The organism is Sphingobium sp., assembly GCF_041987595.1.
GTDB lineage: Bacteria > Pseudomonadota > Alphaproteobacteria > Sphingomonadales > Sphingomonadaceae > Sphingobium.
On record NZ_JBHIWJ010000001.1, the window covers coordinates 1 to 14,962 of the forward strand.

A 14,962-nucleotide genomic window follows, 5' to 3' on the forward strand; every position below is an offset into this window, starting at 1 on the left:
GCGTGCTGAAGCGTCTGGCCCAGCCGGACGAAATCGGCGGCGCGGCGGCCTATCTGGCCAGCGACGACGCCAGCTACGCAACGGGCAGTACGATCACGGTGAATGGCGGCGCCTGGTTTGCCTGAGCGGGAGGGGATTGGGTATGAAACAGCTTGAGGGCAAGGTTGCGATCGTCACCGGCGGTGCGCGGGGCGTCGCGAAGGGCGTGGCGACCGCTTTCGTCAAGGCGGGCGCAAAGGTCCTGATCGTCGATCGAGAGGCAGAACTGGGTCGGGAGACCGAGGCCGAACTGAAGGCGCTGGGGGGCGAAGCTGCTTTCATGCAGGTGGACCTTTCGGACCGCGCGGTGCTGCCCACCATCGTAGCGACAGCGCTGGAAGGGTTCGGAAAGCTCGACATTCTGGTCAACGCGGCGCAGGCTTCGCGCCAGTTGCCACTTGCCGAAACGCCTGATGAAGCGATGGACCTTGCCTTCGACACCGGCTTCTGGCCGACTTTTGTGCTGATGCGCATGGCCTATCCGCATCTGGTGGCGAGCAAGGGCTGCGTCATCAACTTCGCCACCGGCGCCGCTTTCGACGCCATTCCGATGCAGGCCTCCTATGTTGCGGCCAAAGAGGCAATTCGCGCTATCTCGCGGGTTGCTGCGAGCGAATGGGGACCAGAAGGCGTTCGCGTCAACATCATCTGTCCCTTCGCCAATTCGCCTGGCGTGCAAGCGTGGAAGGAATGGGCGCCGGACGATTATGCTACGCAGATCGATAAAGTTTCTCTACGACGCATAGGAGATTGCGAAAAAGATATCGGCTCAGCTGCTGTGTTCTTGGCGAGCGAGGCAGCAGCCTATATCACCGGCCACACACTGATGGTCGACGGCGGACAGACCAAGGCTTTCTGATTCGCCGTGCAGGAGAGGCAAGGAAGCGCAATTGACAGATATATCGCAGCATCGACCCTTCCCCGCATCGCAGGTGGCGACGTGGGATTTTGAAACCGACGTCGCCGTGATCGGCTTTGGCGCGACGGGAGCCTGCGCGGCGATAGAGGCGGCCGCTGCGGGCGCCCGCGTCCTGCTGTTCGAGCGCGGATCGGGCAGCGGAGGGGCGTCCGCCCTGTCGGGCGGCGAAATCTATATTGGTGGCGGAGGTGGCACCGACGCCCAGCGGGCCGCGGGCTTCGACGATCAGACAGAAGATTTTGCCGCCTATCTGAAGGCTGCCGGCGGCCCCTGCGCCGATGAGGCGAAATGCGACCTCTATGCGCGGGAAGCGCTGGGCCATTATGCGTGGCTGAAAGAGCAGGGCGTGCCCTATCGCGGCAATTATCTGCCCGGCAAGCATATCGAGCCGACCGACGATTCCACCCTCATCTGGTCCGGCAGCGAGGCGGCCTGGCCTTTTTGCGAGATTGCCAAGCCGGCGCCGCGTGGCCATGTCATCGCGCACGGCGGTTGGGGTGGCGGGCGGCCGCTGGTCGACATTCTCGAACGGCGTGCTCGCGATCTGGGCGTGCAGGTGATGACGGATGCCCGTGCGGTCGCTTTGGTGCAGGATGATACGCGGCGCGTGGTTGGTCTGATTGTGCGCATCGACAATCAGAACCGTTTCGTGCGGGCGGCGAAGGGCGTCATCCTTGCCACTGGCGGCTTTGTCTTCAACGAGGATATGCGCCGCCGCTATTGCCCCGAAACCTTCAGGATCAGCAGTCCGATCGGCGATCAGGATGACGGGTCCGGGATCGAACTGGGCATGGGGGCGGGCGGCGACGCCATCCATATGGAGCAGTTTTTCACCACCTGTCCATGGACCATGCCGGAGCCGCAGGCCCATGGCGTGTTCGTCAATCAGGCGGGGCAACGCTTCATCAACGAGGATTGCTATCATGGCCGGGTGAGCCGCTGCGCCGTCGACCAGTTGGGCGACAGGGTTTATCTGTTGCTCGACATCGCGCATTTCGACCAGCCGCTGGAAATGGCGGGCATGACCATCGCGGGCACGGGCGACAGTTGGGAAGAGGTCGAGGCCGAACTCGAAATGGCGCCGGGCACGCTAAGCGCGACGATGGCCTTCTACAACGCCCATGCAGCAGAAGGCCGCGATCCCCTGTTCCACAAACGGCCGCCAATCCTGACGCCGCTGGATCAGGGGCCGTTCGTGGCGCTGGAGCTGAACTTCGCGACGAGCTATTTCAGCTTCTTCACGCTCGGCGGTCTCAGAACATCGACCGATGGCGAAGTGTTGGACCGGACGGGCGCACCCATATCGGGGCTGTTCGCCGCAGGGCGCTGCACTTCGGGTCTGCCCGCCTGGGGCCATGGCTATAGTTCAGGCCTCAGCCTTGCCGACTGCACCTTCTTCGGTCGGCAGGCGGGGCGCAAGGCGGCGCAGCGCTGAAAAAAGAAGGCGGCTCAAAGGCCGCCTTCAGTCCCCCAAAAAAAGCACTTGTCGGACGCCGCTCCTGAGCGGCGTCCGATTTGATCACCATTTGAAATTCAGCGTGGCGCCGAATTCACGCGGGTTCATCACGTTGACCGTGCGGTAGCCGGAGTCCAGGGCCGCACCTCCTCGCGTCGGCGTGATCGCATTCCCCAGCGAGATTCCTGTGATGCGTTTCTGGTTGAGCAGGTTGCGAGCAAAGGCCGTGATTTCCCACTTGCTTTCAGGTCCACGGAGACCAACGAACAGATTGAGCAATTCGCGACTGCGATAATCATAATTGACACGATCTGAATGGAAGCCGGGACGATAGGTGAACAATCCGCGCACGAATGGCGTGTAGTCTCCCATCGGGAAGCGCAATTCGCTATTTGCGGTCAGGCTAAAGTCAGGTGTTTCCGCCAGGCGGCCATTGGACGCACAATAGCTGACATTGCCGGTGCCGGTAATCACCGGTGTGCCATTCTGGTTGGGCACGCCAGACCCGTCGAAGTCATTGCATGGCAAGAGAGCGTTACTATAGCGGGCGCGGGTGTATGCGGCAGCTACATTCAGGTCCCAAGTGTCGATGAAGCGCGTGTCGATCGTCGCCTCGATGCCCTTCACCTTAGCATTGCCATTATAGTTGAAGTCGAAGTTGCCGTTGGTGGCTTCGCCAGGTTGGATCGCCGGGCCGCTGGCGCTGCAGGCGCCGTTGACCTCGGGGCAGTTATACTGAATGCCGGTAAAGCGGCTGAGGAAGCCATCAAACTTTTGATAGAAGGCTGCGACCGAATAGCTGACCGTACGATCGATCAGCGAACCCTTCAGGCCAACTTCGTATGAGTCGGTTTTTTCTCCCCGGGTGGAAATGAGATCGTTACTGATTCCGGCCGGAACCGACACGCCCGTGCTGCCCGCGCGGAACGCGTGGCCATAGGCGAAATAGGCGTTCAGGTCGTCGCTGACCGCAAAGCTTACGGTCAGGCCGCCGGTAAGCGGCTTGTTCGTGCGCTTCTGTAGAGAGGCGGGAATGATTTCCGTCGGACCTACGACCGCCCCGGAAGCTGCGCCCAGCAAGGGGTGCGTCCCGAAAATCAGCGTTTGTTGTGTCGTCTGATTGCCTTTGATAATCGAGTAGCGCAGACCGCCCTCAACTGTCAGCGGGCCAGTTTTGTACCGCAGGTTTCCGGCGAAGGACCAGGTCTGGGAGTCGACCGGCACAACGACGTTAACACCGATCGGCAGCAGGTTGGGCACGTTGAAGCCGGGAGCGAGCGGAATAACCGCATTGGGTCCCAATACCGGCGCGAGGAACGCGTCCGCCCGCTGATCGACGACCGTCGTACCGGTCTGCTTGGTGTAGAAGGCACTGACGCCGCCACCGAGGCCTTCGTCATTGTTGGTCTGCCAACGCAGTTCCGCCGTATCCACCTTGTAAGGCGTGGTTACCCTGGAAGACGCAATATAACCCGGCACCGAATTGGCGGAATCAAGATCGCGATTAATGGTGAGCTTGCTATATTGATGCGCGCCCACGAACGAGACGGTCGAACCGCCCAGATCATAATCGAATGCCAGATTGACAATATGGGAGAGGTTCTGGTTGCGAAAGCCGCCTTCGGTCACGGCGCCGTAATCGGACGCGGACAGGGCGGGGCCAGACCGGGCGGGGTTGAACGCGAAGGGCGCATTGCCGTTCCCGATCACCTGCTGGAGTTGCGTATTGTCGGCATGCAGATATTGATAGGTCAGATAGGCCGTGAACGCCTCACTTGGCCGCCAGCCCAACGTGGCGCGGACACTTTGCGTATCGCTGCGCGAACGCCCGTCGACATTGACGTTCTTGACCTGATTCCCGCGGTTGCCGTCGACCACCGCTGCAACGCGCAGTGCCAGTTGATCATTGAAAGGCAGTGAAACGCCGGCCTGTACGTTGTAGCCCGCACGATCGGTCGCGGTTGCCTGGGCATATCCTTCGATCGCATCGAAACTGGGGCGTCGCGTGCGGATCGTGATCGAACCCGCAGGTGCTGACAGGCCGCGAAGCAGGCCCTGAGGGCCGCGCAGCACCTCGATCTGCTCGATATCGTAAATCGCGGTGTAGACCGTTTGCGCGTCGGTTGGAATTTCGTTGTAATAGACGCGAACGGCAGGCGCAGTGCCCTGATCGGGATCGAAGGTTATGCCGCGCAGCGTGGTCGTGTTGTTTCGGCCGGTGGTGTTTGTAAGTTCCAGGCCCGGAGCAAGCTGCTGCACATCCTTGGCGTCAAAGATGTTGAATTTCTGAATCTGCTCTCCCGTCGCGACGTTCACCGACATGGGAACGTCCTGCAACTTTTCCTCACGGCGGGTTGCTGTAACGATGATGTCTGCTTCAGGAGTGGTTTGTGCCTCAGCCGCCAGGGGCAAGGCCAAGGCCGAAAAAGCGCAACACAGAAACAGGCTGCGCGAAACACGCGTTGTTCGCATCATTATCCTCCCCATTTACCGGCCGATCCGATCGATCGCGCCGAAACTCTTTTTATCGCGTTTATGCGTAGCTTATATAGGGGGTTCCAACGCATGTAAAAGGATATTTGTACGGCGCCGCCCGATAAATCGACTGCTTCCCCGGACTTTTTCCCTTTTCCATGGGCGACCGACGCGTAGCCGGAAAAATTTATTTATAATGCTGTTTCTTTTGAATTTTATCCATAGAAGTTTCTTTTCTTCTTAAGCAGTCCGCCCTTTCCGCATCATAAGCTGGGAATTATACCGTCTGCCTTCTCAATAGATGGGATGCGGCTGATCCAATTGGACGATGCGTAAGCGATCTTTGAATGTAGATACGAATCATATTCATTGGTCGGGAGAGTAGATTGTCCATTCAGAATGATCGCCGCCATCTTCGTTACGCTGTCGTGGGCGCCGGCATGGCCGGAATATTGGCCGCCATTAAGCTGAAGCAGGATGGCGAAAATTTTATCGTCTATGAAAAGGCCGAGCGGCTGGGCGGCACCTGGCGCGACAACCGCTATCCGGGGTTGACCTGCGACGTCCCGGCTCATGCCTATACCTACAGTTTCGAACCCTATGCAGAATGGCAGGCCTATTATGCGAAGGGTGAGGAAATCCGGACCTATTTCGAACTGACGGCCGCCAAATATGAGGTCACGCCCCATATCCGATTTGGCTGCGAAGTCATGTCCTGCGTCTGGCAGGATGAGGAAGCGGTCTGGCTGCTGGGGCTGTCGACGGGCGAGTCGGTGGAGGCCGATGTCGTCATTGCGGCCTCAGGCGTGCTTCACCATCCCCGGATGCCGGACATTGAAGGTCTGGACGGTTTTGCGGGCGATGTCTTCCATAGTGCCCGGTGGCAGGATGAAGCGCGGATCGACGGTGCGCGAGTCGGCGTGGTCGGCAATGGCTCGACCGGCGTGCAGATCATCACTGCGCTGCATGACCGCGCCGAGGCGCTGGTGCATTTCCAGCGTTCGCCCCAGTGGATCATGCCCGTCCCCTATTTTCGTTATAGCGAGGAGGAGCGGGCGGCATTCCGCCGCGATCCGGGCCTGATCGACGCAATCCGTTACGACAAGGAATATTGGGCCAATATCCATCGCTTCACGCAGGCGATCACCCATGTCGACGGGCCGGAAATCGCGATCATCGAGCAATTGTGCCTCGATAATCTGGAAAACAGCGTGCGCGATCCGGAACTGAAGGAAAAGCTGCGCCCCAATTACCGGGCAGCGTGCAAGCGCCTCATCTATTCCTGGTGCTATTATGATGCGGTCCAGCAGCCCAATGTCACGGTCGAGCGGGAAGGCATCGCCCGGATCGAGCCGGAAGGCGTCCGGCTGAAGGACGGCAGGCTGCAACCGCTCGATACGCTGGTGCTGGCGACGGGCTTCCAGGCGGATCGCTTCATTCGTCCGACGCAGGTGCTGGGACGCAACGGGTTGTCGCTGGATGATGTCTGGTCGACGCGGCCCACGGCCTATTATGCGGTGACGATTCCGAACTTCCCCAATTTCTTCATGCTGAACGGCCCGACGGGTCCTGTCGGGAATTTCTCGCTGATCGACATTGCCGAACGGCAATGGGCCTATGTCGAGCAGTTGCTCGCGCCGCTGCGCCGGGGGGAGGCGCTGACGGTCGAGCCGACAATGCGGGCGCATGCGGGTTATGAGGAGCGGCGGGTCGCCGCCGCGCGGACGACCATTTTCGGGTCGGGCTGTTCCAGCTGGTATCTGGACGCAACAGGTGTGCCGTCGAGCTGGCCGTGGAGCTATGAAGCCTTTGCCGAGGCGATGGCCGCGCCCATCATGGCAGATTATGTCCTGACGGCGGCGTCCGAACCGGTCGCTTTATCCTGATGGCGGGAGGGGGCGGCGCACACTCTCCCGCGCTGCCTCCTCTTTTTCAGCCTTCCTTCGCCAATAGCCCATCGCAGAACAGGCGCACCAGCTTGCGTGCATATTCGTCGAGCCGGCCGGGATCATTGGCGACATCGACGTCGTTCTGAAAGAAACGGCGATGGGATTCGGACAGTACCAGACTCGTCAGGGCCTCCGCCGCAAAGCCGATATCCTGCGGCGGGATCGCTCCGGCCTGCACAAGCCGGTTCAGAAAGCCGACCAGCGGATCCATATAGCGCCGCACGACGACCTGTTCGATACGCGGTTTCACCTCGTCCATGAAGGTCGGGTTGAGCATCAGCAGCCGCCGCAACGTCATGGCCTGCGGCAGACAGACTTCGTTCAGACTCTGATCGACAAAGGCGTGCAGGCTTTCCCGCCAGTCGGATCGTTCGGGGATGACCAGCGGCTCCAATCCATAATCCAGCATCCTCCTGACGACCGCGGCCATCAGCGCGGGCTTGTTGGGATAACGGGCATAGACGGTTTTGCGCGACAGGCCCGACGCAGCGATGATCGTGTTCATCGTCAGGGCCGGGCCATGCTGCGCCACCATGCGGATCGCCGCTTCGACCAGTTGCTGGTCGATGTCGCCGCTTTCTTCGCGCCGGGGGCGGCCCGGGCGTCGCGTAGGGACGGTCTCGTTCATCCCTGAACCCATGGCAAAAAAATCGCGGCTTGAAAATAAACAATCTTGTTTCTTTTTTTCTCTGCGCTATCCGCTGCGGCTGGAAGCCATCATGTGGAGCGCGCTGCCTTGCCGAGTCATGTCTCGCGTCAATATCTGGTTCTGCTGGGCGCGGCGGCTCTTGCCGGGTGCGCGCCGAAAGTGGAACTGGCGCGTCCTGAAATTGCCTTGCCCCGGCAGTTTGAAGGCATGGCCTCTGCTTCCGTGGCCAAGGACGCGGCCCTCGATCGTTGGTGGGAGAGATTTGGCGACGCGCAACTGACCGCGCTGGTAAACGAGGCGCTGGAACGCAGCACCGATGCGCGGACCGCTTATTTCCGCTTGCGGGAAGCGAGGGCCATTCGCGATCAATCCCTGTCCCAGCGGCAGCCTGTCGGCAGCATCAGCGGTTCCGCGACCGCTCGCGACGGCACGGTGATTTCCGGCACGGATGTTCTCGCCAGCACGGCTGGGGGAAACAGCCAGTCGCTGGGTTTTAGCCCTAGCTGGGAACTGGACCTGTTGGGCCGCTTGGCGGCCATCGGCCAGGGTGCGCGGGCCACGTACCTGGCGGCGGCCTATGATTATCATGCAATGCGCATGAGCATCGCGGCCGATGTCGCGACGACCCTGTTCAATGCGCGCGGGCTCGCAGTCCAGCGTCAGGATGCCGATGAAACGCTCCGCATCGCCAGCGAGCTGGCGCGGGCATCGGCGTTGGGACGCGATCACGGCCTGATTGCGGCGGCCGACACGGCGCGGCTGGACGGCGACGTCGCCAGCGCCCGGGCCGAGCTGACGCGAATCGATACGGCGTTGCGCAATGCCAAGCGGTCTCTGCTGCTGTTGGTGGGGCAGGCCGATGCGCCGACCGCCAGCCTGCCGATCGAGGCAAGGCTGGATGCGCCGCTGACGGTCCCGGCGCTGCTGCCCTCCATCCTGATGGAACGGCGGCCCGACGTGCTGGCGGCGCAGGCGCGGCTGGCGGCGGCGGCCAGCGCCGTGCAGGTCGACCGGCTGGCGTTGTTCCCGCGCCTCACCCTGCAGGGCAGCGGCACCGTCAATCGCAGTTCGGGATCGCCGCCGTTGACGTCGGGTCTTTGGTCGCTGGCGGCGGGATTGAGCCTGCCGGTACTTGATCGCACGCGCCTGATGGCGCAGTTGCGGGCGACCGAGGCGCAGGGTCAACAGGCCGTCATTGCCTATGAAGCGGCGGTGCAGGCCGCATTCCGCGATGCGGACATTGCCCTTGCGACCGCAAATGCCGACCGGCTGCGCCTGAACGACCTGTCGCAAGCAGAGGAACGGGCGCGCTTCGCCTTTGATGCGGCGCGCAAGGGCTATGGTATCGGGCTGACCGACCTCACCACCCTGCTCCAGTCGGAACGCAGCTGGCGCGCGGCGCGAACGGCACTTACCAGTGCGCGGGCGCAGGCGCTCAGCAATGTGGTTGCCGCTTTTCGCGCCCTTGGTGGCGGCTGGAATGCGGATGATCCGGCAACGATGCCGGGGCAGCCTTCCCTCTCTCTTCCCATCCAGTCCAAGGACCTGTCGTGATCCACAAGTTGCGTCTTGCGCCTGCGCTTTACCTTCTTCTGCTTGCGGCCTGCGGCGGACATGAGGAGAAGCGCAAGCAGCCCCCGCCGCCGATGGTGACGGTGGCGCGGGTGGACCTGCGCTCGCTGGATGGCGGGTTTACCGCTTCCGGACGGCTGATCCCGCGCGAGGAGGTGGCGATTGCCCCCGAACTGTCGGGCTATCGGATCGCCCGCGTGCTGGTGGAGGAGGATGCGCAGGTGCGCGCCGGGCAGGTGCTGGCGGTTCTGGATGATGCGTTGTTGCGTTCCCAGATCGCGCAGGCCCGCGCCCAGCTCACGCAGCAGCAGGTCGCTTCCGACAGGGCACGGATGGAGGCGGCCCGGGTCGCTGGACTCGATAATCAGGGCGTGTTGGCGCAGGAGGCGATCGACCAGCGCCGCATGGCTGATCGGTCGGCGCAGGCGTCGGTCGGGGTGGCGCGGGCCCAACTGGACGATCTGCTTACCCGCCAGCAGCGGCTCACCGTTCGCGCTCCCGTTGCCGGACGCGTGCTGCAACGATCGGCGCGGCCGGGCGAACCTTCCGCATCGGGCACGGTTCTGTTCACCATCGCGCGCGACAATCTCGTCGAACTGAATGCCGAAGTGCCCGAGGTCGCGATGGGCACGCTGGCGACGGGCGATCCGGTCAAGGTCATGCTGGCGTCGGGCGCGAGCATCGATGGGCGGATCCGTTTGCTCGGCGCCCGCGTCAGCAATCAGACAGGCCTGTCGACGGCGCGGATCGCGCTGCCGGTGCGGCGGGATCTGCGGCCCGGCGGCTTTGCGCAGGCGCGTTTCGTCAAGGCCAGCGCCGCGGTGCTGGCGGCGCCGGAGGCAGCGGTCCATTATGATGCGGATGGCGCCTATATGCTGCTGCTCGACCAACGGGACCGCGTCCATCGCGTGGCTGTCCGAACCGGACGGCGCACGGGCGGCATGGTGGAAATCCTGTCCGGGCCGCGTCGGGGTGATCGCGCCGTGCTGGGCGGCGGCGCCTTCGTGCTGGAGGGAGACAAGGTGCGGATCGCCGGCGGGAAGACAAGCGCGTGAGCTTTCGTATTTCCGCCTGGTCGATCCGCAACCCGATCCCGGTCGTATCGCTGTTCATCCTGCTGACGATCGCGGGGATCGTTGCCTATGTCGGCCTGCCGATCAAACAATTCCCCAACGTCACATTCCCGATCGTGGTCGTCACCGTCAGCCAGAACGGCGCGGCGCCGACTGAGATGGAAAATCAGATCACCCGGCCGGTCGAAAATGCGCTGAGCAGCGTGGCGGGGGTCAAGCACATCAGTTCAACGGTGGTGCTCGGCGTGTCCACCACGACGGTCGAGTTCGAGCTGCACAGTGACATGCAGAAGGCGACCGATGATGTGCGCACGGCGGTCGAGCGGACGCGCGTCCAGCTGCCCCCCAGCATCGACCCGCCTTTGGTGCAGCGGCTGGACATCGAGAATGCGCCGATCCTGACCTACGCCGTCAGCGCGCCGGGCATGGGGGGGACGGAACTGTCGCGCTTCATCGATAAGGTGGCGACCCGCGCCTTGCAGGCGCAGGACGGCGTGGCGCAGGTTACGCGCATTGGCGGCGCGGACCGGGAGATCAATGTCATCCTGGATGCCCAGCGCATGACCGCGCTGGGCGTGACCGCGCCGCAGGTGAACAACGCCCTCGCCGCGTTCAACAGCGACGATCCGGGCGGCCGGGCCGACATAGGGCAGGTGGAGCAGACCATTCGCGTGCTCGGCTCCTCGGCCGATGTCGCCCGGTTGCGTGACCTCACCATTCCGGTGCAGGGCAGCTATGTTCGCCTGTCCGACATTGCGGAGGTGGGCGACGGCGCGACCGAGACACGCGGTTTTGCCCGGCTGGACGGGCGGCCGGTGACGGCGATCCAGGTCAGCAAGACTCGTGACGCCAGCGACATCGCAGTCGAGGACAAGATCGTGAAGACGGTCGCCCGGCTGGAAAAGGATCATCCCGGCGTCCGCTTTACCAAGCTGGTGTCGACCGTCGATTCCACGCGCCGCAGCTTCGCCTCCACCCAGCATGTGCTGATCGAGGGCATTTTCCTGGCAGTGCTGGTCGTGTTCCTGTTCCTGCGCAACTGGCGGGCGACGATCATCGCGGCGGTCGCCATGCCGCTGTCGCTGATACCGACCTTCGTCGCGATGTCCGCCATGGGTTTCAGCCTGAACAGCATCACATTGCTGGCCCTGACATTGGTGATCGGCATCCTTGTCGACGACGCGATCGTGGAAGTCGAAAATATCGAAAAGCGTATCGAAGCTGGAGAATCGCCTTACAGGGCTGCGCTGATCGGTGCCGACGCCATCGGTCTGGCCGTAATCGCGACCACCGCGACGATTATCGCGGTGTTCGCGCCGGTATCGCTGATCCCCGGGCAGGCGGGGCAGTTCTTCCGGGAATTCGGGCTGACCGTGGCCGTTGCCGTGCTCTTCTCGCTGGTGGTGGCGCGTTTGCTGACGCCGCTGATGGCTGCCTATTTTCTGGTGCCCCTGACGGATCGCGTCCATCGGGAGAAGCGGCCGGTCAACCCTGTCTATGGTCGCGTGCTCGACTGGGCGCTCGCCCACCGCTGGATGGCGGTCGGGATCGGTACCGGCATTTTTCTGCTGTCGATGCTGCTCGCCAGCCTGACTCCGGTGGGCTTCCAGCCCGTCGGCAATCCGGGCTATCTCTATATCGCCATGCAGGGGCCGCCCGGCGCCACGCGGGAGGATATGGCGCGCGCGGTCGACGGCGCGACGCGCGCGCTGCTGGCGGAACCCGCGGTCGAGCGCGTCTTCGCGCAGGCTGGATCCACTTCGGGCGGGATGGGCGATGGCGCCGATTTGCGGACGGGGACGCTGACCGTCGTGTTGAAAGAGGATCGCGACCTGACGACGGACCAGTTCCGCCAGCATATCCGCCCCCGGCTGCGCGACATTCCCGATGTGCGCCTGTACAATCAGGGGAGTTTCGGCTCGGCGGGGGTCAACATCATCCTGGCGGGCGAAGATGGCGAGGCGCTGGAGCGCACGCAGACCCAATTGCTGCGCGAAATGCGGGGGTTGCGATCGGTGTCCGATCCCCGCCCCGCGCCGCCGCCAGCCGGGCCTGAACTGATCGTCACGCCGCGTCCGGCGGAGGCGGCACGCCTCAACGTCAACAGCAGCACGCTGGCGCAAGTGCTGCGCATCGCGACGATTGGGGACATCGACGCCAATGTCGCCAAATATTCCGATGGAGACGAGCGCGTGCCGATCCGCGTGCGATTGCCGGAGGGCGCGCGTCAGGATCTGGAGACAATCGCCAATCTGCGTGTGCCAACCCTTGACGGACAGACCACGCCATTGTCCGCCGTCGCCGACATTCATTTTCAGGCGGGGCCAGGCAAAATCGTCCGCTACGACCGGGAACGACGGGTATCGGTCGAGGCCGATCTGGTCGCGGGGCGCACATTGGGGCAGGCGCTGGGCGAAGTTGCGCAGCTTCCTGTGATGCGCAACCTGCCCAAGGGCGTGCAGGAAGCTCGGGAGGGCGACAGCGAGGCAATGATGGAGTTGTTCGGCGGCTTCATGATCGCGATCGCGGCCGGCATCGGCCTGACCTTCGCGGTGCTGGTGCTGCTGTTCCGCAGCTTCTTCAAGCCGGTGACGATTCTGGCGGCCTTGCCGCTCTCGCTGCTGGGCGCCTTTGCCGCGCTGGTGCTGTTTGGCAAGACGCTGGACCTGCCTGCGATGATCGGCCTGCTGATGCTGCTTGGCCTGTGCGCCAAAAATTCGATCCTGCTGGTCGAATTCGCTATTGAGGAAGAACGTAAAGGCGTGCCGATGACCCAGGCTCTGCGCAACGCCTGCCGGGAACGCGCCCGACCGATCGTGATGACGACCGTCGCCATGGCGGCCGGCATGTTGCCCACCGCGCTGGGCATTGGCGAGGGCGCGGAATTCCGCCAGCCGATGGCTTTGGCGGTGATCGGCGGGCTCATTACCTCGACGGCCCTGTCGCTGATCTTCGTGCCGGTCGTGTATGAAATTGTGGAAGGCGTCGAGAAATGGCTCGCGCCGATGGCCGCGAAACTGGTGACGTCCCGTCAGCCGGGCGATGATGATCCGCTTCCGCTCACCCCGTCATGACGCACGGGAACGTGGAGCGATTTTTCACTTGCAAAATCGAACGAATTCGTTCAATTGATAATTGCCTTATAGGCATCTCTCCTAACTCATATTGGGCTGGTCCATGGACCGGCCCAATTTTTTAGGGGCACTGTCCAGATTCCTCGCGTCTCCGGATGCATGCCGGGGATGCGCGTTATTATTTATGAAATGGGATGCGCATATGGAAAAAATATTCATAAATCTTTGCATCTTATCGTAGAATGTTTGACGTAGCTTGGCTTTTTTGTGCAGACTGCATGACCGGATTGGCCAGAGGCTGCGTGAGCAGGTTCATGCTGATCGATGGTTCGACCCTGCGCATGACAGGGCGGCATTTCGGGGGGAGGGGCGTGAAATGCAGATAAGAAGCGGGCGAACTACGGCGCCGCCATCGCTGGATAGTCTGGACTCGAGCATTATCGATATATTGCGCACCAACGGCCGCGCGACGAACCAGGAAATTGCCGAACGGCTGTCCATCACCGCGGCAACAGTATCCGCGCGGTTGCAGAAGATGGAGGAAGCGCATGTGATGCGCGTTGTCGCCGTCACCGATTTTGCGGCTCATGGTTATAATGTCATCATCGCTTTGGGCGTCAGGGTGCAGGGTCGCGACATTGGCGATGTCGGCCGGGATCTTGCCGAACTGCCTCAGGTTTTGAGCGTCAACATCATGAATGGCGACTATGACATAGAATTGCTTGTAGCCTTGCATGACTTCTCGGAGGTACAGAAATTCCTGTTCGATCATATCGCCGTGATTGACGGAGTCATGCACATCGCCTCGGGTATCGCGGTCGATATTGTGAAGTTCGAGTTCAACGTGGTGCCGTTGTGAAGCTGGAACAGCGATTGGAATGCCTGGACAGGCTGGACCAAGGAATCGTCGAGAGGCTGGCGCGCGACGCGCGGATTTCCAACCGCGCGATCGCGGCCGAACTGGGCGTGACCGAAGGGACGATTCGCACCCGCATCAAAAGGCTTCAGAGCGAAGGGCTGATTCAGTTTACAGTGATCACGGACTTTCGGATGGCGGGGTCGCCCAATCTGACCATGATGGGCATCAAGGTCGATCCCTCGCAAGTATCCGGCATTGCCCGCCGGCTTTCCGATATTCCGGAAATCACTTGCGTCGTCGTGTTGCTGGGGCGCTATAGCCTGCTGGCCATGGGGTTGTTTACCAGTGTGGAACAGATGAACGACATCATTGTCGAGCATATCCGGCCCCTGCCGGGTGTCCAGAGCGTCGAAACCTCGATTTCCGTCGACAGCCTCAAATATGAGCCGGGAATCGCGAAGATCACGCGAGCCGGGGCTGTCGGATAAAAAAGGGCGCCGGTCGGGGCGCCCTTCCTTACCTTATGGCAACCGCGTTCAGGGCAGCTTGGCCAGATCGGCGTCAATCGCAGCGAGGCGCGCGTCGGTGACGTCATCTGGAGCATATTGCTGGATCGCCTTCAGCGTCATGCCACGCGCCATGTCAACCTGATCATTGGTGGTCATGCCGGGAATGTTCTTCTCGATGATTGCCTTGGCGGCAGGATTGTCGAGCAGCGTGCCCAGATCGGTATCGGCCGTGCTGTATTTGGCCTTCGCCACTGCATTGGCAGCCGGAGCGGCGGCAGTCTGGGCCAGCGCAGGCGCGCCGGCCATCGTCAGGGTCATCGCGGCGGCAATCAGGAAATTACGCATGATTCAGCATCCTCACTTTATGGACGGAGGCTATATCGCACGC

The 14,962-nt window shown here is 62.2% G+C and carries 12 protein-coding genes; 9 read left to right on the top strand and 3 right to left on the bottom strand.

The annotated features are described in order from the left end of the window. The first annotated feature begins 2 nt into the window (after positions 1–2). From ACFC3J_RS00005 to ACFC3J_RS00015, 3 genes are read left to right on the top strand one after another with little or no spacing between them, the layout of a single operon-like run. Positions 3–125 carry an SDR family oxidoreductase gene (locus ACFC3J_RS00005; protein WP_375194275.1) on the top strand — a complete coding sequence of 41 codons (123 nt, stop codon included), beginning with the start codon at positions 3–5 and terminating at the stop codon, positions 123–125. Positions 126–142: 17 nt separating this feature from the next. Further along, complete coding sequence (locus ACFC3J_RS00010; protein WP_375194156.1) at positions 143–898, top strand: SDR family NAD(P)-dependent oxidoreductase; 756 nt, start codon at positions 143–145, stop codon at positions 896–898. Between the two features lie 31 nt (positions 899–929). After that, the gene (locus ACFC3J_RS00015; RefSeq protein ID WP_375194157.1) at positions 930–2,393 is read left to right on the top strand and encodes an FAD-dependent oxidoreductase; all 1,464 of its coding nucleotides are present in this window, start codon (positions 930–932) and stop codon (positions 2,391–2,393) included. 84 nt (positions 2,394–2,477) lie between these two features. On the opposite strand, the gene ACFC3J_RS00020 is transcribed toward ACFC3J_RS00015, so the two are convergent. Next, the gene (locus ACFC3J_RS00020; protein ID WP_375194158.1) at positions 2,478–4,832 is read right to left on the bottom strand and encodes a TonB-dependent receptor; all 2,355 of its coding nucleotides are present in this window, start codon (positions 4,830–4,832) and stop codon (positions 2,478–2,480) included. 443 nt (positions 4,833–5,275) lie between these two features. Here ACFC3J_RS00020 and ACFC3J_RS00025 point away from each other — a divergent pair, with 443 nt between their 5' ends. After that, complete coding sequence (locus ACFC3J_RS00025) at positions 5,276–6,775, top strand: flavin-containing monooxygenase (RefSeq protein WP_375194159.1); 1,500 nt, start codon at positions 5,276–5,278, stop codon at positions 6,773–6,775. Between the two features lie 46 nt (positions 6,776–6,821). Here ACFC3J_RS00025 and ACFC3J_RS00030 read toward each other — a convergent pair whose 3' ends face one another. After that, the gene (locus tag ACFC3J_RS00030) at positions 6,822–7,466 is read right to left on the bottom strand and encodes a TetR/AcrR family transcriptional regulator (RefSeq protein ID WP_375194160.1); all 645 of its coding nucleotides are present in this window, start codon (positions 7,464–7,466) and stop codon (positions 6,822–6,824) included. Positions 7,467–7,559: 93 nt separating this feature from the next. Between ACFC3J_RS00030 and ACFC3J_RS00035 the strand changes: the two genes are divergently transcribed. The 5 genes from ACFC3J_RS00035 (at position 7,560) to ACFC3J_RS00055 (ending at position 14,553) form a co-directional block, all read left to right on the top strand. Beyond that, entirely contained in the window at positions 7,560–9,041 is a 1,482-nt protein-coding gene (locus tag ACFC3J_RS00035) for an efflux transporter outer membrane subunit (RefSeq protein ID WP_375194161.1), read from the top strand. After that, positions 9,038–10,114 (top strand): efflux RND transporter periplasmic adaptor subunit, encoded by a 1,077-nt coding sequence (locus ACFC3J_RS00040; protein ID WP_375194162.1) that lies wholly within the window; start codon positions 9,038–9,040, stop codon positions 10,112–10,114. Before ACFC3J_RS00035 ends, ACFC3J_RS00040 begins: the two co-directional genes overlap by 4 nt. After that, the gene (locus ACFC3J_RS00045) at positions 10,111–13,206 is read left to right on the top strand and encodes an efflux RND transporter permease subunit (RefSeq protein WP_375194163.1); all 3,096 of its coding nucleotides are present in this window, start codon (positions 10,111–10,113) and stop codon (positions 13,204–13,206) included. Before ACFC3J_RS00040 ends, ACFC3J_RS00045 begins: the two co-directional genes overlap by 4 nt. A gap of 376 nt (positions 13,207–13,582) precedes the next feature. Continuing rightward, positions 13,583–14,065, top strand: coding sequence for an Lrp/AsnC family transcriptional regulator (locus tag ACFC3J_RS00050; RefSeq protein WP_375194164.1), 483 nt, complete (start codon positions 13,583–13,585; stop codon positions 14,063–14,065). A 14-nt stretch (positions 14,066–14,079) separates the two neighbouring features. Then, positions 14,080–14,553 (top strand): Lrp/AsnC family transcriptional regulator, encoded by a 474-nt coding sequence (locus ACFC3J_RS00055; protein ID WP_375194165.1) that lies wholly within the window; start codon positions 14,080–14,082, stop codon positions 14,551–14,553. Between the two features lie 48 nt (positions 14,554–14,601). On the opposite strand, the gene ACFC3J_RS00060 is transcribed toward ACFC3J_RS00055, so the two are convergent. Further along, complete coding sequence (locus ACFC3J_RS00060) at positions 14,602–14,919, bottom strand: hypothetical protein (protein ID WP_375194166.1); 318 nt, start codon at positions 14,917–14,919, stop codon at positions 14,602–14,604. Positions 14,920–14,962 lie beyond the last annotated feature (43 nt).